A 19,430-nucleotide genomic window follows, 5' to 3' on the forward strand; every position below is an offset into this window, starting at 1 on the left:
TGTCACGAATCGGTTACGCGAAGGTTTTCACCCGTATGTCCGACCCTTCGGAAAGAGGGTGTCATCGCAGGTCAAGCCTTGAAAACGTCGCTCACTGGCGTGATCTCCTATCGTGGCGACATGCCGCTTTCCGATGTCGAACCGCGGGTGGATTCGCCTGACCCCGCCGAGCACCTGGTCGCGTACCTGGACTACTACCGAGGCGCGGTCGAGCGCAAGGTTCGAGGTCTGGGGCCCGAACGGCTCGGCGAACGCCCGCTGGCGTCCGGATGGTCGCCGCTGGAGCTGCTCGTGCATCTGGTGCACATGGAAAAGCGGTGGTTTCTGTGGGGGTTTCTGGCTCAGGACGTGCCCGACCCGTGGAGGGACCACACCGGCGGGGACCCGCACGGGCCCTGGTGCGTCCCGGAGGGTGACGCCGACGTCGGCGACTGGCTGCGGCGGCTGCACGACGGCGGCGCTCGGACCAGGGAGATCCTGTCCAGCCACGACCTCGCGGAGCGCGGCGCGACCGGCGGCCGCTTCACCCCGGACGAGACGCCGCCCACGCTCCTGTGGATCGGATTCCACGTGCTCCAGGAGTACGCCCGCCACGCGGGCCACCTCGACGCGGCCCGCGAGCAGATCGACGGCATGACGGGGGAGTGAGGTGGCGCCCACGGCCGGGTGAGGGGCGTCAGCGGCGGAAACCCAGGCGGATCTCGTGGTCGGCCAGGCCGTCGGGCACCGGGCGGTGCGTCGCCAGCACGACGGCGGTGTCCGTCGCGCGGGCGTGCGCGGCCAGGACCCGGACGACGTCGTCGGCCGCCTCCGCGTCGAGGTGCTCGGCCGGTTCGTCGACGAGCAGCGCGCCCGCCCGGGCCAGCAGCGCCCGGGCGATGAGGAGGCGCCGCCGTTCGCCGCCCGACACGTTCGTCGCGTCGGTCCCGAGCAGGGTGTCCAGGCCGTCCGGCAGCCCGTCGAGCCACGACGTCAGCCCGACGGCGCCGAGCGCAGCGCGCGCCTCGCCCTCGTCGACGTCGCCACGCGCCACCCGGAGGTTCTCGAGCACGGTGGTTCCGAACACGTGGCCGTCCTCGGCCACGAAAAGTGTGCCAAGCGCCGACGCCGTTGCCGCGGTCGCGGGCGGTCGCCCCGAGGTCGCGGATTGCTGCCCGGCCTCCGGAAGCAGCCCGGCGGAACGCATGAGCAGGGTGGTCTTGCCCGAGCCCGACGGCCCGGTCACCACGGTCACCGTTCCCGGCGTCAGGTCCAGCGCGACGCCGTGCAGCGCGGGGCGGGACTCCCCCACACGTTCGTCCGAGCCGTCCTCCAGGAGGCCGAGCAGCCGCCGCGCCGCCTCCCGGGACCGGCGCCACTGGACGGCCGCGGCCGGGAGCCCGGCCGTCGCCTCGAACACGGCGAGCGGGGTGAGCACGACGACGCTCAGCTCCTCGGGCGAGAGCCGGCCCGCCGCCACCGCGGGGAGCCCGAGCAGCAGGGCGGCCACCACGGCGAGCCCCTGAGCCAGCGAGCCCAGTCCGGCCGACAGCCCGGACACCTTGGCCCCGGCCTCGTTCGCGGCGTCGAGCTCACGGTCGGCGGCCCGCAGGTCCGCCGACCGGGCCGCGTACCGCCCCGCCACACGCAGTTGCGGCGCCTCCTCCAGCAGTTCGAGCGCCAGCCCGCTCACCCGCCCGCGCGCCGCCGCGCCGTCGGCCTCGACCCGTGCGGCCGCCCGGGCGGCCAGCCAGGGCACGACGACGCCCGCCACCAGCAGACACACCGCCAGCGCGAGCCCTGCCTCCGGCAGGAACACCCCGATCAGGAGCACCGACCCGGCACCCGTCACCAGGGCCACCCCGGCCGGGATCACGGCCCGCACCACCACGTCGCCCACGCTGTCGACGTCCGCGCCGAGCCGTGCCAGCAGGTCACCGCGCCGCACGGAGGGAGTCCCCGGCGCGTCCGCGAGGCCCGAGTACACCCGGGCCCGCAACGCCGACATGCCGCGCAGCGCGACGTCGTGCGAGGCGAGGCGCTCCAGGTAGCGCAGCACGCCGCGTCCGATCCCGAAGGCTCGTACCGACACCACCGCCACCGACAGGGTGAGCACCGGGGGCATCTGCGAGGCACGCGCGATCAGCCAGGCCGCGACGGCCGCGAGGCCGATCGCGCACACGAGGGCCAGCGTGCCGAGCCCGATGGCCGCCGCGACGCGGCCGGGCCGGACCTCCAGCAACGGCAGCAGCCGCAGCAGCGGGTCGCGGCCGCGTGGCGAGCGGGAGGCGGCGTTCATCGGGCGGCTCCGGGGTCGGCGTCGGTCAGGCTGTCGTCGGAGACGGGTCGCGCTTCGACGTCGATCACCTCGTCGGCGATCGCCAGCAGCGACGCGCGGTGCGCGACGACGAGGACGGTGCGGCCCTCGCCGCGCCAGGCCCGCACGGTGTCGAGGATCTGCCCCTCGGAGCGGGCGTCCAGGTGGGCGGTGGGCTCGTCGAGGATCACGAGCGGGCGGTCCGCGCCGTCGTCCAGCAGGGCGGCGGTGAGCGCCACGCGCTGACGCTGTCCCACGCTCAGCCCGGCCCCGCCGAGCCCGAGGCGCGTGTCCCAGCCGCCGGGCAGCTCGCGCACGATGCCGTCGAGCCCGGTCTTCTGCGCCGCCCTGGCGACCCGCACGGTGCGCCGCGGGGAGACGGGCGCGTCGTCGGGCCCCGGGGAGGTGCCCGGAGGCGTGTGCAGGATGTCGCGCAGCGTGCCCGGCGGTATCGCGGGCCGCTGGGGGACCCATGTGACGTGGCGCCACCAGGTTTCGAGGCCGAACTCGCCCAGCGACACCACGCTCGTCCCCGCGGACGGAGCGCCGGAACCTCGGGGGCGACCGGCCACGGGGCCCGGCGCGCCGGGGGCCCGGCCCGGCTCCGGCAGCTCCAGCAGCACCCGGCCGGAGTCCGGTTCGACCAGCCCGAGCGCCACGAGAACCGCCGTGGACTTCCCGGAACCGCTCGGCCCGCGCAGTGCCACGACCCGGCCGTCACCGGGACGGCCCGAACCGAGCGGGATCCGTGCGCTCAGCCCGGCGGGCGCTACCACGCCCCGCTCGCCCGCGCGCACGTGGACGTCGTCGAGCACCAGGGCCAGGGGCGTGGCACCGGGCTCGCCGTCCGCCTGACGCGGCTGCCCCGGTCCCGTCGCGTCGCGGCCCGTCACATTCCGGCCGGTCGCGCCCGGCGCCGCGAGGAGGTCGAGGGCCCGGCCCGCGGCCGCCACGCCGTCGACCGACGCGTGGAACTCCGCTCCGACCCGGCGCAGGGGAAGGTAGACCTCGGGGGCGAGCACCAGGACGGCGATCGCCGGCTGCAGGTCCATCTGGCCCTCGACGAGGCGCAGCCCCACCCCGACGGCGACGATCGCGACCGACAGCGTGGTCAGCAGTTCCAGCACCATCGACGACAGGAACGCCACGCGCAGGGTCCGCATCGTCGCCCGTCGCGAGGCGTCGCCGAGCGTCCGCACCCGCGCCGCCGGACCGGCCGCCCGTCCGAACGCGCGCAGCGTCGGGAGTCCCGCCACGAGGTCGAGCACCTGTTCGCCCAGTCGGCCGACCGCCGCCAGGCGCCGCTCCGAGGCGCCCGCCGTGAGGCGCCCCACCAGCACCATGAAGACCGGCACGAGCGGCAGTGTCACCGCCACGACGATCGCCGAGATCCAGTCCAGCCACAGCACGACGAGCACCAGCGCGGGCGTGAGCAGCGCGGTCAGGACGAGCTGCGGCACGTAGCGCACCAGGTAGGGCTCGAGGTCGTCGAGCCCTCGGGTGACCAGTGTGGCGACGCCGGTGCTGTCCGGTGCCGAGCCCGTTCCGCGGGGCGGCCGTGCCGCGACCGCGTCGACCACCTGCTCGCGCAGGTCCGCGATCGTGCGCGACGCCGCCCGCCGCGCGTACCGCTCCTGGGCCCAGGCGACGACGGCGCGTCCGGCGACGACGACGCCCAGCGCCACGAACAGCGCGCCCGACGGGGTCACCCCCGGGTCCTGGATCGCCGGCGCGAGCAGCGCCGCGATCAGCAGCGCCTGCGCGACGACGAGCCCGGCGGAGGCCAGCCCCAGCCCGACGGTCAGCGTGAGATAGGAGCGTGCCGGCCGAATGTGCCGGAGTCGTGGATCGAGGGGACGCACGGACCCATCTTCCCGCGTCAGGGCGCGGAACGGGACATGCCGTCCCTCACAGAACGACGACGATCTCCCGGACACGGAGTCGCCCTATCTTTTGCCGATTTCGCCCCTGCTGTGCAGACTTTCACTGCAGGGCGCCATAAATCGCTGCTGATCCTCCCAGACACGTAGTTCCCGCACCCCGTGAACTTCGACGATGGAGTGACCCATGACGGTGATCAGGAAAGTCGTGGCGCCCCTCGGGGCGTCCCCGGCCGGAACGGCGGACCGGGCCGGCTCCCGGCGGCGGACGTCGCGTGTGCTCGCCGGCCTCCTCGCCCTGCTGCTGCTCGCCGGGATCGTGGCCATGCTCGGGGTCGCCCGGACCGATGCCGGCCCGGGCCTCGGATCGGGCGCGGGCCCGGCGGCGTCGGTCCCGCGAGAATCCGGCCAGGAGGAATCGGGCCAGGACAGGTCCGGCCAGGCAGGGCCCGCCCGCGCCGGGCGCGACGCCGTCGCCGCGGCGCTCGCCCGGTCCTTCGTGACCGAGGTCGACGAGTCGACGAGCACCGTGACCGTCGACATGTCCCGGAACCCGGAGGCCGTCTACGCCTGGATGGACGAGACGGGCACCGATCTCGACGGCTGGACCGTGGAGGTCTCCGGCCTCGAGACCCCCGACAGTGCGAAGCGGGCCGCGCTCGATGCCGCCTCCTCGAAGGCCGAGGGGGACCGGCCCGTCGAGCCGCAGGCCTGTCCCGACCTGCCGGCCGGGGCCCGGACCGACGGCGCGTCCACCGTGCCGTACCTCGGCTGCGACACGTCCACCGGGCACGAGCCGCGCGCCACCCCGGTACCCGGCGGTCTCCGGCACTCGCTCGGTGCCGCGGTCGACGTCGTCCTGGCCGAGCTGATGCCCGGCGCCGACCTCGCGGCCAGCGACGCCACCGTCACCGCCGGACAGGCCGTCGTCGACCTCCCGGCGGGCTTCGCCGACGCGGCGGCGACCGCGCCGGTCCCCGCCTACGAGATCGACCGGGCCCTGATCTTCACGGCCTACAGCAACGGCGCCCTCGACTCGGTCCGCTTCCGGGTCGCCGGAGACTGCCTCGCCTACGCGACCGCCGTCGACGGCGACATGTGCGCCACCGTGCCCCTCCCCGTCGAACTCGACCGCGAGAAGTGAGCCCCATGACCACGAACCTCCGCCGCTTCCTCCGCCGGGCGAGCTCCGCCCTGCTGGCCGTCATCCTCACCGCCGTGGCCCTCGCCCCGCCCGCCACGGCGGACGTCGACTACAACCCGGGCGCCTGGAACGGCAAGCGCATCTACCTGTCCCAGGCCTGCCACGACGGGAACGACGGCGTCCCGGGCGGCTCCTGCATCACCAACCACGGGTGCCGCGACTACTCGGAGAACGCGCAGTCCTACGCGACCGCCCTGCACGCGATCAACGGCGTCCAGAGCAAACGCCTCAACCTGCTGGAACGCGGGTACCGCGTCCGGCGGGGGACCGGAACGCTCAACCAGAACGTGAACAGCTCCAACAACTACGGGGCGGACCTGCACGTCCCCATCCACTCCAACGCCCGCGACGAGAGGTGCGGAAACACCACCAGGAGCAACCACGGGACGCTCATGATGTACGTCTCCACGGCGGGCCGCGCCTGCGCGGACAAGTTCGTCAGGTGGTTCGGTCCCGGGAGCCCCGGCACCAACGACGTGCGCAGCTACCGGTCCAACCTGGGGGAGCTGAACAACACGAACGCGGTGGCGTGCTACCTGGAGATGGAGTTCCACACCTGGAAGAAGGGCAGGGACTGGCTCCTCGGCGAGCAGAACTACTCGTGGCGGGTCGGCAGGTCGGTCGACGAGTACCTGAGGTACCCGTGAGGGCCGGTCGACACGCCGTGCCGCTGCTGGCCGGCGCCCTGCTCCTGGCGCTCGCGGGGTGCGACCCGGCGGGCGGGTCCGCGGGCGCGCCGTCGTCGTCCCCCACCACCGGCTCGCCCACGGAGGCCGCCGAGCCGGCGACTCCCGGCGCCGGCCGGCCCACGCTCGAGGTGGCGCCGGCGGACGGGAGCCTCCGGGTGAAGGCCCAGGGGCTGCCCGGCGGCAGGGTCGTGGAGGTGCTGCCGTGCGCGGCCGAGCACGTGCGGGTCGACGCCGGGGCGGCCGACGCCATGTGCTCGTTCAACTCGGACACGGGCGTCGCCGTGGAGACGTCGGACGACGGCAGCCTGCGCACCACGGTCGATCCCGAGGTCTTCCTCAAGATCAACGGCCACGAGGTGCTGTGCGACACCGGCTGCGTGCTCGGCGTCGTCACGGACGGACGGACGGTGCGGGCGACCGCCCCGTTCGAGCTGCCCGACGGCGTCGTGGTCCCCGACGCACCGCGGCTGACCATCGAGTCGTGGACCTACGACGTCCGGCGGAACACCGGGAACGCGGTCGTGACCGGCACCGGCTTCGAGCCCGGGGCCGACGTCGACCTGTCGCAGTGCCCGGCCGCCGCGGACGGGACGGGCGTCGACGGGCCGGACTGCCTCTACGAGTACGGTACGGCCGCGGTCGCCGACTCCCGTGGCGCCTTCCGGGTGGACGTCGCCGCGTACCCCCTGTTCCAGCGGTCCGACGGCGGGCGGGCCGACGAGTACGTCGACTGCGCCCGGCGTCCCGCGGTCTGCGCGATCGGCGCACCCTGGGTGGTGGGCGAGCGCATCGCGGTGGCGACGTTCGACACCGCGACGCGCGTCAGAACGCCGAGTCCTTGATCCGCTGCCACGTCAGGCCCGCCGGCGCGGGGATGTCCCGGACCGACAGGCGGCGCCGGAACACCCAGTAGGTCCACGCCTGGTAGACGAGCACGAGCGGGGTGAGGATCACCGCGACGACGGTCATCACCCCGAGGGTGTACGGGGTCGACGACGCCTCGGCGATGGTCAGCGACTCGCCGCCGTCCAGCCCGGGCATCACGTCCGGGTACATCGAGCCGAAGATCAGCACCACGGCCGCGATCAGGGCCACGGCCGACAGCGCGAACGCCCGGCCCTCCCGCAGGCGACGGGTCGTCACGACCACGCCGACGAGCGCCGCCGCGGCGACGGCCACCGCCGCCCAGGTCCAGGGCACCGAGTAGGCGAGCTGCGCCCAGACCGCCCAGCCTCCGGCGACGACGACGGCCACGACGGAGAGGGCGGAGGCGAGCCGGCCGGCGCGCTCCCGGATGTCCCCGCTCGTCTTCAGCGCGATGAAGATGGCGCCGTGCAGCAGGAACAGCACCGTGGTGACGAGCCCGCCGAGCAGGGCGAACGGGTTGAGCAACGCCCAGAACCCGCCCACGTACTGGTGTGCCGCGTCCAGTTGGACACCGCGCACCAGGTTGGCGAACGCCACGCCCCACAGGAAGGCGGGAATCCAGGAACCCGCCTGGATGGCCACGTCGCAGCGCCGCCGCCAGACGTCGTCGGAGATCTTGCCGCGGTACTCGAAGGCGACGCCACGCACGATGAGCGCCAGGAGGATGAGGAGCAGCGGCACGTAGAAGCCGGAGAAGAGGGTGGCGTACCACTCGGGGAACGCGGCGAAGGTGGCGCCGCCCGCGGTGATCAGCCACACCTCGTTGCCGTCCCACACGGGCCCGATCGAGTTGATCAGGACACGACGTTCCTTGTCGCGGTTCTCGGCACCGCCGTGCGCGGCGTCACCGCGCGGCAGGACCGACAGCAGCATGCCGACGCCGAAGTCGAACCCCTCCAGCACGAGGTAGCCGGTCCACAGGACCGCGATGAGCACGAACCAGAAGATTGCGAGATCCATGTGTCGGTTCCTCAGTACGCGAAGGACAGGGGACGGTCGGCGTCGTCGTCGTCGGCCTGGGCCTCCGGCGACTCGTCGCGGACGACGGCGGGCACACCCTCCACGGCGTAGCGGTGCATGAGCCGGACCCACACGACCGCGAGCACGCTGTACACGACGGTGAACACGATCATGGAGAAGAGCACCATGCCCGGGCTGACGACCGTGGACACGCCCCGCTCGGTGAGCAGCCGGATCTGGTCGATGCCGGTCGGGTTCGGCGCCACCACCCAGGGCTGGCGGCCGGTCTCGGTGAAGATCCAGCCGAACGAGGAGGCGAGGAACGGGGTGGGGATCGCCCAGATCCCGACGCGGGCGAACCACATGTTCCCGGTGACGCGCCCGCCGCGGGTGAACCACAGCGCGAGCAGCGCCAGTGCGGCCGATCCGGCGGCGAGGCCGATCATGAGCCGGAACGACCAGTAGGTCAGGGCGAGGTTCGGGGTGTAGGAGATCGGCTCGCCGGCGTCGTCGGTCTCGGCGTACCGCTCCTCGTACTCGGCCTGGACGTCGTACACGCCGGGCAGGTAGCTGTCCTCCCCGCTGAAGCTCCCGGTTCCCAGGTAGCTGGCCAGGCCCGGCACCTCGAGGATGTGCCGCACGCCCTCGCAGGAGTTCGACAGGTCGCCGATGGTGAGGATGGAGAAGGCCGCGGACTCCGAGCCCTCGCAGAGGGCCTCCGCGCTCGCCATCTTGCCGGGCTGCTGCTCGAACATGAGCTTGCCCTGGAAGTCTCCCGAGAGGCCGACGCCGATCCCGGCGACCAGCATGGTCGCGGTGCCGAGCACGACGGCGGGCCGGTACACCTCCCGGGCGAGCGTCACCTTGCTCTCGTCGCCGGTGCGCACCAGGCGCACCATCCACCAGGCGGCGATGCCCGCCACGAACGTGCCGGCGGTGAGGAACGCCGCGGCCACCGTGTGGGGGAACGCCGCCCAGAGCGTGTTGTTCGCCAGGATCGCCCCGATGGACTCCATCTCGGCCCGGCCGGTCTCCGGGTTGAACCGCGTGCCGACGGGGTGCTGCATCCAGGAGTTGGCCGCGAGGATGAAGAACGCGGACAGGTTCACGGCCACGGCCACCGCCCAGATGCACGCCAGGTGCACCTTCTTGTTGAGGCGGTCCCAGCCGAAGATCCACAGCCCCAGGAACGTGGACTCGACGAAGAACGCGGCGAGGGCCTCCATCGCGAGCGGCGCGCCGAACACGTCGCCGACGAACCGCGAGTACTCGCTCCAGTTCATGCCGAACTGGAACTCCTGCACGATGCCGGTCACCACGCCCATCGCGAAGTTGATGAGGAGAAGCTTCCCGAAGAACTTCGTGAGCCGGAGCCAGCGCTCGTTCCCCGTGCGGACCCAGGCGGTCTGCATGATGGCGACGAGCGGGGCGAGGCCGATCGTCAGCGGGACGAAGATGAAGTGGTAGACCGTGGTGATGGCGAACTGCCATCGCGCCAGATCGAGTGCGTCCACTGGGTCTCCTACAGGTCGGATCGGAGCTTGTTCATTTCTTCACAAGCACCCTATGCCCGTCGGATGCCCTGCGTGCCGACGCGCCGCGTGACATCGGCCACTCCCCTCAGTGTGCCAACCGCCGGGCGCGTCGGCTCGGCCGGGAGCGAAGTCCTTGTGCGATAATGGGCGTGCCCTTGCCGGACCCACATCCTGGCCGGGGATGCAGAGCCCGCAGTACCGCGTCCGCCGCGGTGCCGCGACGACGGGGAGTGAAAGGGATCCGTGGTCGCAGGCGTCCGCGAAGACACGGTAGGTGGGGCCGCAACCGAGACTTCTGTCCGGCACGCCGCTCCGAGGCGACGTGTTGCAGGACTATCGACCGCCTGGCGGTCCGCTGGTGTGGGGCGGGCCCCCAGCAACAGGAGCTACCCACGTGACGACTCCCTCTACCGCCGGTCCGGCCGCCGGGTCACAGAACGATCACGACGGCGAGGCCGAGGTGCCCGCGACGTCGACCAAGCCGGCGCGGCGCCGGGCCACGCGCACGCCGTCGCCCACCAAGACGGTGGCGCCCATCGTTATCAAGGCCACCCCGGCGCCGGAGCCGTCGTCGGCCCCGGTGTCGAACGTCATCGCCGGCACGGGATCCGCGATGCGGCCGCGCCGGCGCGCCACCCGCGGTTCCGCGGCGCCCGTCGCCCCGCCGGAGCAGGCCACAGCCGCCCCGGCGGCCGAGACGGCCCCGGCGCCTGAGCCGGCCTCGGTACGGGAAGCGGCCGAGCCGACCCCGGCGCCCGAGCCGGCACGGGAAACGGCCCAGACGGCCCCGGCGGCCGAGACCGCTCCGGTGACCCGGACGGGCTCCGCGTCCGGTGAGGACACGGCGGCCGAGCCCGACGCGACCGCCCCGGCCGCGCCGGGAGCCTCCACCGGCACCACGGCCGCTCCGGAGGCCTCCGGGTCGCCGGATGACGCCACCGCGCCGAAGCGGCGCTCGCGCCGGGCGACCAAGGCCGCCGGCGCCGCCGAGAAGGCGGAGATCCGGCGGCGGTCCCAGGAGGCCGCGGGCGCCGAGGCGGCGGCACCGGCCGCGCCCGCCGAGTCGGCCGCACCCGCCGAGGCGGACACCAGCCCCGCGTCGGCCGCGTCGAGCGAGGAGGAAGCCTCCGCCGGTGGGGCCGAACGGCCGGGAACGTCGGCCGTGAGCGAGGCCCCCGCCGAGGAGGCGAAGCCGGCTCGTGCGCGCCGGACCCGATCCCGCAAGACGGCCGAACCGGTGGCGGCCGAGCCCGCCGGCGCCGAGACGGCCGAGGCCGCGAGCGGGGAGGAGACCGCGCCCCGCGCGCGGGCCACGCGACGCACCCGGGCGGCGACGTCGTCGGACACGGCGACGGGCGCGGCCACCGCGAACGAGAAGAAGGACGACAGGCCCCGGACGGCGCCGCGGCTGGCGACGACGGCCCTGCTGTTCCAGGCGCCCGACCCGGCGGCCGTGCAGCGTCCGCGCCGCGAGCCCGGGCTCACCATGCCTGGCGTGGGCGGCGCCGCCACCGGCACCACGGACGAGACCGCCGCGGCACCGGCCGAGGCGGCCGAGCCGGCCGAGAGCAAGGAGCCGGAGGCCACGGGATCGGCGGCCGTCCGGACGGGGTCGGGCAGGCCGGAGTCCTCCGGCCGCCGGTCGGGCCGTTCCGCCGGCGAGCCCGCTCCCGCCTCCGACGCCGAGGAGACGACCGCCGCGGCCCCGCGCTTCCGGTCCGCGGAGCTGAGCGACGACGACGCGGCCGCCGTGGACGAGGTCGGCGTCATCGAGGAGGAACTGGCCGCCGAGGGCGTCGAACTGGCGGAGCTCGGGCCGGAGGATCTCGACGAGGAGGAGGACTTCGACGAGGACGACTCCCGTCCGAACCGCCGTCGCCGGCGTCGGGGCGGTCGTGGCCGCCGGGGCGGACGCTCCCGCGACACGCGCCAGGACGACGAGCCGGGCGAGCAGGGGGCGTCGGACGAGCAGGCCGACGACACGTCCGCGCACGACCAGGACGAGCCCGAGGACGCCGACGACGGCGCGGGCGACGACGGGGACTCGGGCAGCCGGCGGCGGCGCCGGCGGCGTCGGGGCAGCCGCGCCGAGCGTGCCGAGGCCGCTCGGGGCAGCCGCTCGGCGTCCGACGAGGTCACGGCCCTGAAGGGGTCGACCCGGCTGGAGGCCAAGCGGCAGCGCCGGCGGGAGGGGCGCGATGCGGGACGGCGCCGGCAGATCGTCAGCGAGGCCGAGTTCCTGGCGCGCCGGGAGGCCGTGACGCGGTCGATGGTGGTGCGCGAGCAGGACGGGCGCACGCAGATCGCGGTCCTGGAGGACGGCGTGCTCGTGGAGCACTACGTCTCGCAGCAGTCGCAGGTGTCGATGGCCGGCAACGTCTACCTGGGCCGCGTGCAGAACGTGCTGCCGTCCATGGAGGCCGCGTTCGTCGACATCGGCAAGGGCCGCAACGCCGTCCTGTACGCGGGCGAGGTGAACTGGGACGCCGCGGGGATCGCGGACGGCCAGCCGCGCCGCATCGAGGAGGCGCTCAAGTCCGGCGACACGGTGCTGGTGCAGGTCACCAAGGACCCGATCGGCCACAAGGGCGCCCGCCTGACGTCGCAGGTCACGCTCGCCGGGCGCTACCTGGTGTTCGTGCCCGGCGGCGGCATGACGGGGATCAGCCGCAAGCTGCCCGACACCGAGCGGAACCGGCTCAAGAAGATCCTGCGCGAGGTGGTGCCGGACGGCGCGGGCGTCATCGTGCGGACCGCCGCCGAGGGCGCGAGCGAGGAGGAGCTGCGGGCCGACGTCGAGCGTCTGCAGAGCCAGTGGGACGCCATCACCACGAAGGCGGACCGGTCCAAGAAGTCCGCGCCGGTGCTGCTCCAGGGCGAGCCCGACCTCGCGATCCGCGTGGTGCGCGACATCTTCAACGACGACTTCTCCTCGCTCGAGGTGGCGGGCGAGCGGGCCTGGGAGGAGATCTCGGCCTACGTGGACGAGCTCGCCCCGGACCTGCGTGAGCGCGTGAGGAAGTGGGCCCAGCCGGGCGACGTCTTCGCCGCGCACCGCGTCGACGAGCAGCTCGCCAAGGGCATGGACCGCAAGGTGTGGCTGCCGTCCGGCGGCTCGCTGGTGATCGACCGCACCGAGGCCATGACCGTCGTGGACGTCAACACCGGCAAGTTCACCGGTGCGGGCGGCACGCTCGAGGAGACCGTGACGCGGAACAACCTCGAGGCGGCCGAGGAGATCGTGCGGCAGCTCCGCCTGCGCGACATCGGCGGCATCATCGTCATCGACTTCATCGACATGGTTCTCGAGTCGAACCGCGACCTGGTGCTGCGCCGCCTGGTCGAGTGCCTGGGCAGGGACCGCACGAAGCACCAGGTCGCCGAGGTGACCTCGCTGGGCCTGGTCCAGATGACACGCAAGCGCGTCGGACAAGGGCTCGTCGAGGCGTTCAGCGAGACGTGCGAGCACTGCAACGGGCGCGGTTTCGTGGTGCACGACCACCCGATCGAGCGCGGCCCGTCCGGCGGCGGCGACCACTCCGACTCCGGCTCCGGCAACGGTGCGCGCAAGCGCCGCAAGCGCGGCGGCAAGACGGGCGCCGACGTCCCGGCCGCGGCGAAGTCCTCGGGCGCGGCGTCGCCGGCCGCGGCGGTGCTTCCGGAGGAGAGCTCCGAGGAGCGCGAGGACGTCAAGGCGCGGCTGGCGACCATCGCCGCCGCGGCGCAGCACGCGCACGAGGACGAGGACGCCAAGGGCGCGGCGCATGCCGAGCCGCAGGCGAGCCCGGAGAGCGCCCCCGAGGCGGAGCCCGAGTCGCAGCCCAGGTTCGAGCTCAGCCTGCCCGAGCCGAGGACCGGCGCCGGCGAGCGCGCGGCGGTGCGGCCGTCCGCGTCACTCGACGCGATCGTCCTGCCGGACCGGTCGGCGCAGCACGGTGACGCCACGGAGAACGCCGGGAACGGCTCGGCGTCGGCCGCCGCCGAGCAGCCGGCCGACGACGAGGCGCCGGACGGCGGTGGCACGCCCGAACCGCCCAAAGGAGCTGGCGACGAGGTCGCCTGAGTCACAGCGGAAGGGATTCTGGTCCAGGCTCCTGGGCCGCTGACCCTTCACCGGAGGGCCGCCACCCCGCACGGGTGGCGGCCCTCCGTGCGCGGGCGGGATCATCCCTCGATCAGGGGCACGAACCGGTAGCCCCCGTGCTCGCTCACGTGGACGTCGCCGTCCGCGCGGCGGCTCACGAGCAGCATCCGGCCCCGCACGGGGATCACCATGAGACCGCCGGGAGCGAGCTGGTCCACCAGGTCCTGGGGCAGCCGCTCGGCCGCGGCCGACACCAGGATCCGGTCCCAGCCGCCGGGCCGGGGCGCGCCCAGGGTGCCCGGCCGGGCCGGCGCCACTCGCGCCCACCCCATGCCGGTCGCCGTCACGTTCGCGTGACCCCACTCGGCCAGCCGCGCGTGCCGTTCGATGCCGAGCACCTCGCCGTCCGGGCCGGTCAGATGCGCGAGCAGGGCGGTGGTCCAGCCGGACCCGGCCCCGATGTCCAGCACGCGCGCGCGGCGCGGGACGCGCAGCATGCGCAGCATGTCGGCGACGGTGCTGGGCTGGGAAGACGTCTGACCCTGGCCGATGGGCAGGGGACGGTCGGCGCCCGCCGCCGGGCGCTGGGCGCGGGGGAGGAAGCCGGAGCGCGGCACGGCGTGCATCGCGTGCGCGACGGCGTCGTCGGCCATGCTCCCAGGATAGGACGTGGTCCTGTGCGGGCCTCGTCGGCCATCTCACAGGGGCCGCGGTTTGAACGGCATGGGCGCATCCCGTAATCTTGGACGTCGGTGCGCGCTCTGCGCACCTGTCCCGCGTGCCCATGGCGCACCGCACTCGACCGCCGCGGCGGTGTGAGTTACAGCCAAGCCGGTGACCGACGTCGTGCGCACGCCAAGACGAGGAGAAGAGTTCAACGTGGTGTACGCGATCGTCAAGGCCGGTGGCCGGCAGGAGAAGGTGTCCGTCGGTTCCATCGTGGTCATGGACCGTGTCCCGGCGCAGCCGGGGGAGACGGTGGAGCTGCCCGCTCTGCTGCTGGTCGACGGGGAGAAGGTGACCACCGACAAGGCGAAGCTCGCCAAGGTCAAGGTCACCGCCGAGGTCGTGCGGGACGAAAAGGGCCCGAAGATCACGATCCTCAAGTACAAGAACAAGACCGGTTACCGGAAGCGGCAGGGTCACCGCCAGCCGCTGACCCGTCTCAAGGTCACCGGCATCAAGTGAGCTTCCGCCGGGCCCGGCGCCCGGCGACGATTCTTCCCGAAAGAGGTCAGCAGAGATGGCACACAAGAAGGGCGCGAGCTCCTCGCGCAACGGTCGTGACTCGAACGCCCAGCGCCTCGGCGTCAAGCGCTTCGGTGGCCAGGTCGTGAACGCGGGCGAGATCATCGTGCGCCAGCGCGGCACCCACTTCCACCCGGGCAACAACGTCGGTCGCGGTGGCGACGACACGCTGTTCGCCCTGACCGCCGGCGCCGTGCAGTTCGGCACGCGCCGCGGCCGCAAGGTCATCGACATCGTCGAGCCCGCCGGGGCCTGAGCCCGGCTCCCGCAAGAGGGGCGTGCCCGGCTGGGCACGCCCCTCTCGCTGTTCTCGGGCATCCCACGCCTCGACGTCAACCCAGTGAATCCTGAGAGGATCGATCCATGGCCAGCTTTGTCGATCGCGTCGTCCTGCATGCTGCGGGCGGTAACGGCGGGCACGGCGTCGCGTCGATCCGTCGCGAGAAGTTCAAGCCGCTCGCCGGGCCGGACGGCGGCAACGGGGGCGACGGCGGTTCCGTGAAGCTCGTGGTCGACCCGCAGGTGACCACGCTGCTCGACTACCACCACTCGCCGCACCGCCGCGGGCCCAACGGCACCCAGGGCATGGGTGACGACCGCGACGGCGCCAACGGTGGCGACCTGATCCTGGGCGTCCCCGACGGCACCGTGGTCAAGGACCGCGCCGGCAACGTGCTGGCCGACCTGGTCGGGACGGGAGCGGAGTACGTCGTCGCGCAGGGTGGCCGGGGCGGCCTGGGCAACCGGGCGCTGGCGTCGCCGAAGCGCAAGGCGCCCGGGTTCGCGCTGCTCGGGGAGCCGGGCGACGAGGCCGAGGTCGTCCTCGAGCTGAAGACCATCGCCGACGTCGCGCTGGTGGGCTACCCGAGCGCGGGCAAGTCCTCGCTGATCGCCGCGATCTCGGCGGCGCGGCCCAAGATCGCGGACTATCCCTTCACGACGCTCGTGCCGAACCTCGGCGTGGTCCAGGCCGGGGAGTCCCGGTACACGGTCGCCGACGTGCCCGGACTGATCCCCGGTGCGAGCGAGGGCAAGGGGCTGGGCCTGGAGTTCCTGCGGCACATCGAGCGCACGGCGGTGATCGTGCACGTGCTGGACTGCGCCACGCTGGAGCCGCAGCGCGACCCGGTCAGCGACCTCGACACGCTCGAGTCGGAACTCGCGGCGTACGCGGGCGACCTCGGGATCGAGGGCGGCCGCGTCCCGCTGACGGAGCGTCCCCGCATCGTGGTGCTGAACAAGATCGACGTGCCCGACGCGCGCGACCTGGCCGAGATGGTCCGGCCCGACCTGGAGGCCCGGGGCCTGCGGGTCTTCGAGATCTCGACGGCGTCCCACGAAGGACTGCGTCCGCTGACGTTCGCGCTGGCGCAGATCGTCGAGGAGGCCCGCGCCGCGGCACCGGAACCCGAGCCCCAGCGCATCGTCCTGCGGCCCAAGGCGGTCGACGCCGCGGGCTTCACCGTGACCCGCAAGGGCGGCGAGCGGGACTACTGGTTCGAGGTGCGCGGCTCGAAGCCGGAGCGCTGGGTCAAGCAGACCGACTTCAACAACGACGAGGCGGTCGGGTTCCTCGCCGACCGGCTGGAGCGGCTCGGCGTCGAGAACAGCCTGTTCAAGGCCGGCGCGGTGGCGGGCGACGAGGTGCGGATCGGCGATCCGGACAACGCCGTCGTCTTCGACTGGGAGCCGACCATGACGACGGGCGCCGAACTGCTCGGCGCCCGGGGCACGGACCTGCGCCTGGAGGAGACGGCGCGCCCGACCCGCGCGGAGAAGCGGCGCGAGTTCACCGAGCGCATGGACGCCAAGGCGGAGGCACGTCGGGAGCTGTGGACGGAGCGCGAGTCGGGCGTGTGGACGGACCCGGACCAGGAGTGAGAGGTCCCGACTGGCGAAATCACCGAGCGTCCTTCAGGGGCCGCCGGTGATGATGGGGGTGTGGCCCCCGCTTCCTCCCGTGCCGCGCTGCCCGCCGCGCGCCGTATCGTCGTCAAGATCGGATCGTCCTCGCTGACCCGTCCCGACGGGCACCTCGACGAGGGCGCGCTCCGCGCGCTCGTCGACGTGCTCGCGGCCCGTGTGGCGGGCCCGGGGGCGAACGGCCAGGTCGTCCTGGTGACCTCCGGTGCGGTCGCCGCGGGGATCGGCCCGCTCGGGCTGCCGGCCCGCCCGCGCGACCTGGCCACCATGCAGGCGGCCGCGTCGGTGGGGCAGGGGCAGCTCGTCGCCCGCTACACGGAGGCGTTCGCCGGACACGGTCTGCGGGTCGGCCAGGTGCTGCTCACCGCCGAGGACACGGTGCGCCGCTCCCGCTACGCCAACGCGCAGCGCTCGCTGGAGAAGCTGCTGGCGCTCGGCGTCGTCCCGGTCGTCAACGAGAACGACGCCGTCACCACGGCCGAGCTGAAGTTCGGTGACAACGACCGGCTCGCGGCCCTCGCCGCGCACCTGGTGCGTGCGGACGCGCTGGTGCTGCTGACCGATGTCGACGGGCTCTACGACGGGCCTCCCTCGCGTCCGGGCACCCGACGCATCCCGCACGTCGCGCGGCTGTCCGACGTCGCGGGCGTCGAGGTGACGGCCCGTGGCAGCGCCGTCGGCACCGGCGGGATGCTCACCAAGCTGCAGTCGGTGCGCATCGCGACCGGCGACGGCATCCCGGTGGTCCTCACCCGCGCCGCCGACGCGGCCGCCGCGCTCGCCGGGGAGGACACCGGCACGTTCTTCGCGGCGACGGGCCGCCGGACGACGGCGCGCCGGTTGTGGATCGCGCACGCGGCCGGGACCCAGGGCCGCATCCACCTGGACGACGGCGCGGTGCGCGCGGTCCGCGGCGGACGCGCCTCGCTGCTGCCCGCCGGGGTGACGAAGGCGGAGGGTGTGTTCGACGCGGGCGATCCCGTGGAGCTCGTGGGGCCCGACGGCGTCGTCGTCGCGCGTGGGCTCGTCGCCTTCGGTTCCGCGGACCTTCCCGCACTGCTCGGCCGGACCACGCATGCCCTGCGCGAGGAGCTCGGGGAGGGCTACGACCGCGAGGTGGTCCACCGCGACGACCTGGTGCTGGAGGGCGACGGGCTCACGCCCTGAGCGGGCGCCCTCGCCGACCAGGTTGTGGATGACCACTGCCGGGTGTCGGCGGCGGGTCGTAGGCTCGGGGGCATGACGAGCCTTGCACCTGACACGGGGTCCGCTTCCCGCGAGGCGGACCGGCCCACACCCGGCGCGGACGCACCGGCGTCGCCGTCCCCGGAGGAAGCGGCCGCCGCGGTGGAGGAGATCGCGCGGCGTGCCAAGGTCGCGTCGCGGTCGCTGGCCACGGCGAACCGCGCCACGAAGGACGCCGCGCTCGGCGCGATCGCCGATGCCCTGGTCACCCACGCGGAGCGGATCGTCGCGGCGAACGCCGTGGACATGGAGCGGGGCCGGGCGAAGGGCATGTCGGCGGGCCTGCTGGACCGGCTGGTGCTGACGCCGGACAAGATCGGCCAGATCGCCGATGCCGCCCGTGAGGTGGCCGGGCTGCCCGACCCCGTCGGGGAGGTCGTGCGTGGTCAGACCCTGCCGAACGGGCTGCGGCTGCGGCAGCTGCGGGTCCCCATGGGCGTGGTCGGGATGATCTACGAGGCCCGTCCGAACGTGACGGTCGATGCCGCGGTGCTCGCCCTGAAGTCCGGCAATGCGGCGGTGCTGCGCGGCGGCTCCGCGGCGGCGGCGTCGAACCGGGTGATCGTCGAGGTGCTGCGTGCCGCACTGGAGGACTCGGGCCTGCCGGCCGACCTCGTGCAGACCATCGACGCGCACGGCCGGCCCGGCGCCCGCGCGCTGATGCGCGCCCGCGGCCTCGTGGACGTCCTCATCCCGCGCGGCGGAGCGGATCTCATCCGGACCGTGGTCGCCGAGTCCACCGTCCCCGTGATCGAGACCGGTGTCGGTAACGTGCACGTGTACGTCGACGCCACCGCGGACGTCGAGATGGCCGTGAACATCACCATGAACGCCAAGACCCAGCGGGTCGGGGTGTGCAACGCGGCCGAGACCCTGCTGGTGCACGCGGATGCCGCCCCCGCCTTCCTGCCGGCCGCACTCGCCGCGCTGGCCGACGCCGGCGTGGTGCTGCACGGCGACCCGCGCGCGATGGAGTACGCGCCGGAGGGCGCGACGGCGGTCCCCGCGACCGACGACGACTGGGCCACCGAGTACCTCGCCCTGGAGCTCGGCGTGAAGGTCGTCGACTCCCTGGACGAGGCGATCGACCACATCCGCACCTGGTCCTCGGGGCACACCGAGGCCATCGTGACCCGTGACCTCGCGGCGTCCGAGCGGTTCGTCGCCGAGGTCGACTCCGCCGCGGTCATGGTCAACGCCTCCACCCGGTTCACCGACGGGGGCGAACTGGGACTGGGCGCCGAGATCGGGATCTCCACGCAGAAGCTGCACGCCCGGGGCCCCATGGGCCTGACCGAGCTCACCACCACCAAGTGGGTCGTGCAGGGCGACGGGCACGTGAAGCCGTAGTCTCCGCAGGATCTCTCCGGACCCTCACACCGTCCGGATACAGTACGCGCGGCCCGTCGTGAGAGACTGAGGCGCACCTGAGCACGAAC

15 protein-coding genes are annotated in these 19,430 nt (G+C 73.8%); 10 read left to right on the forward strand and 5 right to left on the reverse strand.

All coding sequences use genetic code 11. From position 1 onward, the window contains the following. The first annotated feature begins 120 nt into the window (after positions 1-120). Positions 121-648, forward strand: a complete 528-nt coding sequence (locus EDD34_RS05275; protein WP_123813633.1) for a mycothiol transferase — start codon at positions 121-123, stop codon at positions 646-648. Between the two features lie 28 nt (positions 649-676). Here the strand turns inward: EDD34_RS05275 and EDD34_RS05280 are convergent, their stop codons facing one another. Together EDD34_RS05280 and cydD are read right to left on the reverse strand one after the other, a co-directional pair. Beyond that, on the reverse strand, positions 677-2,278 hold the full coding sequence (locus EDD34_RS05280; RefSeq protein WP_123813634.1) for an amino acid ABC transporter ATP-binding/permease protein: 1,602 nt from the start codon (positions 2,276-2,278) through the stop codon (positions 677-679). Then, on the reverse strand, positions 2,275-4,158 hold the full coding sequence (gene cydD / locus EDD34_RS05285) for a thiol reductant ABC exporter subunit CydD (protein WP_123813635.1): 1,884 nt from the start codon (positions 4,156-4,158) through the stop codon (positions 2,275-2,277). The genes EDD34_RS05280 and cydD overlap by 4 nt, the downstream gene beginning before the upstream one ends. A gap of 205 nt (positions 4,159-4,363) precedes the next feature. Here cydD and EDD34_RS05290 point away from each other — a divergent pair, with 205 nt between their 5' ends. From EDD34_RS05290 to EDD34_RS05300, 3 genes are read left to right on the forward strand one after another with little or no spacing between them, the layout of a single operon-like run. Further along, complete coding sequence (locus EDD34_RS05290) at positions 4,364-5,320, forward strand: hypothetical protein (RefSeq protein ID WP_123813636.1); 957 nt, start codon at positions 4,364-4,366, stop codon at positions 5,318-5,320. 5 nt (positions 5,321-5,325) lie between these two features. Continuing rightward, on the forward strand, positions 5,326-6,027 hold the full coding sequence (locus EDD34_RS05295) for an N-acetylmuramoyl-L-alanine amidase (protein WP_123813637.1): 702 nt from the start codon (positions 5,326-5,328) through the stop codon (positions 6,025-6,027). After that, positions 6,024-6,911: a neocarzinostatin apoprotein domain-containing protein gene (locus EDD34_RS05300; protein ID WP_123813638.1), complete on the forward strand. Its 888-nt coding sequence runs from the start codon at positions 6,024-6,026 to the stop codon at positions 6,909-6,911. The genes EDD34_RS05295 and EDD34_RS05300 overlap by 4 nt, the downstream gene beginning before the upstream one ends. On the opposite strand, the gene cydB is transcribed toward EDD34_RS05300, so the two are convergent. After that, complete coding sequence (gene cydB, locus EDD34_RS05305; RefSeq protein ID WP_123813639.1) at positions 6,892-7,956, reverse strand: cytochrome d ubiquinol oxidase subunit II; 1,065 nt, start codon at positions 7,954-7,956, stop codon at positions 6,892-6,894. The genes EDD34_RS05300 and cydB overlap by 20 nt on opposite strands. 11 nt (positions 7,957-7,967) lie before the next feature. Continuing rightward, on the reverse strand, positions 7,968-9,470 hold the full coding sequence (locus tag EDD34_RS05310) for a cytochrome ubiquinol oxidase subunit I (protein ID WP_123813640.1): 1,503 nt from the start codon (positions 9,468-9,470) through the stop codon (positions 7,968-7,970). Positions 9,471-9,885: 415 nt separating this feature from the next. Between EDD34_RS05310 and EDD34_RS05315 the strand changes: the two genes are divergently transcribed. Continuing rightward, the gene (locus EDD34_RS05315) at positions 9,886-13,554 is read left to right on the forward strand and encodes an Rne/Rng family ribonuclease (protein ID WP_425462343.1); all 3,669 of its coding nucleotides are present in this window, start codon (positions 9,886-9,888) and stop codon (positions 13,552-13,554) included. Between the two features lie 101 nt (positions 13,555-13,655). Here the strand turns inward: EDD34_RS05315 and EDD34_RS05320 are convergent, their stop codons facing one another. Continuing rightward, positions 13,656-14,228 (reverse strand): protein-L-isoaspartate O-methyltransferase family protein, encoded by a 573-nt coding sequence (locus EDD34_RS05320; RefSeq protein WP_123813641.1) that lies wholly within the window; start codon positions 14,226-14,228, stop codon positions 13,656-13,658. Between the two features lie 226 nt (positions 14,229-14,454). On the opposite strand from EDD34_RS05320, the gene rplU reads away from it, so the two are divergent. The 5 genes from rplU (at position 14,455) to EDD34_RS05345 (ending at position 19,341) form a co-directional block, all read left to right on the forward strand. Next, positions 14,455-14,763 (forward strand): 50S ribosomal protein L21, encoded by a 309-nt coding sequence (rplU, locus tag EDD34_RS05325; RefSeq protein WP_123816340.1) that lies wholly within the window; start codon positions 14,455-14,457, stop codon positions 14,761-14,763. A 55-nt stretch (positions 14,764-14,818) separates the two neighbouring features. Next, positions 14,819-15,079, forward strand: a complete 261-nt coding sequence (rpmA, locus tag EDD34_RS05330; protein ID WP_123813642.1) for a 50S ribosomal protein L27 — start codon at positions 14,819-14,821, stop codon at positions 15,077-15,079. A 107-nt stretch (positions 15,080-15,186) separates the two neighbouring features. After that, complete coding sequence (obgE, locus tag EDD34_RS05335; protein ID WP_123813643.1) at positions 15,187-16,704, forward strand: GTPase ObgE; 1,518 nt, start codon at positions 15,187-15,189, stop codon at positions 16,702-16,704. Positions 16,705-16,764: 60 nt separating this feature from the next. Beyond that, positions 16,765-17,913 carry a glutamate 5-kinase gene (gene proB / locus EDD34_RS05340; RefSeq protein WP_123813644.1) on the forward strand — a complete coding sequence of 383 codons (1,149 nt, stop codon included), beginning with the start codon at positions 16,765-16,767 and terminating at the stop codon, positions 17,911-17,913. Between the two features lie 72 nt (positions 17,914-17,985). Next, positions 17,986-19,341: a glutamate-5-semialdehyde dehydrogenase gene (locus tag EDD34_RS05345; RefSeq protein ID WP_123813645.1), complete on the forward strand. Its 1,356-nt coding sequence runs from the start codon at positions 17,986-17,988 to the stop codon at positions 19,339-19,341. The last annotated feature ends 89 nt before the right edge of the window (positions 19,342-19,430 follow it).

It is taken from the genome of Myceligenerans xiligouense (genome assembly GCF_003814695.1).
GTDB classification, from domain to species: domain Bacteria; phylum Actinomycetota; class Actinomycetes; order Actinomycetales; family Cellulomonadaceae; genus Myceligenerans; species Myceligenerans xiligouense.

What these genes read in the sequence shown, in the direction of transcription:
- EDD34_RS05275 (WP_123813633.1), top strand. Translation starts at nt 121, where the DNA reads ATGCCGCTTTCCGATGTCGAACCGCGGGTGGATTCGCCTGACCCCGCC.
- EDD34_RS05280 (WP_123813634.1), bottom strand. Translation starts at nt 2,278, where the DNA reads ATGAACGCCGCCTCCCGCTCGCCACGCGGCCGCGACCCGCTGCTGCGG.
- EDD34_RS05290 (WP_123813636.1), top strand. Translation starts at nt 4,364, where the DNA reads ATGACGGTGATCAGGAAAGTCGTGGCGCCCCTCGGGGCGTCCCCGGCC.
- EDD34_RS05295 (WP_123813637.1), top strand. Translation starts at nt 5,326, where the DNA reads ATGACCACGAACCTCCGCCGCTTCCTCCGCCGGGCGAGCTCCGCCCTG.
- cydB (WP_123813639.1), bottom strand. Translation starts at nt 7,956, where the DNA reads ATGGATCTCGCAATCTTCTGGTTCGTGCTCATCGCGGTCCTGTGGACC.
- EDD34_RS05320 (WP_123813641.1), bottom strand. Translation starts at nt 14,228, where the DNA reads ATGGCCGACGACGCCGTCGCGCACGCGATGCACGCCGTGCCGCGCTCC.
- rpmA (WP_123813642.1), top strand. Translation starts at nt 14,819, where the DNA reads ATGGCACACAAGAAGGGCGCGAGCTCCTCGCGCAACGGTCGTGACTCG.
- obgE (WP_123813643.1), top strand. Translation starts at nt 15,187, where the DNA reads ATGGCCAGCTTTGTCGATCGCGTCGTCCTGCATGCTGCGGGCGGTAAC.
- EDD34_RS05345 (WP_123813645.1), top strand. Translation starts at nt 17,986, where the DNA reads ATGACGAGCCTTGCACCTGACACGGGGTCCGCTTCCCGCGAGGCGGAC.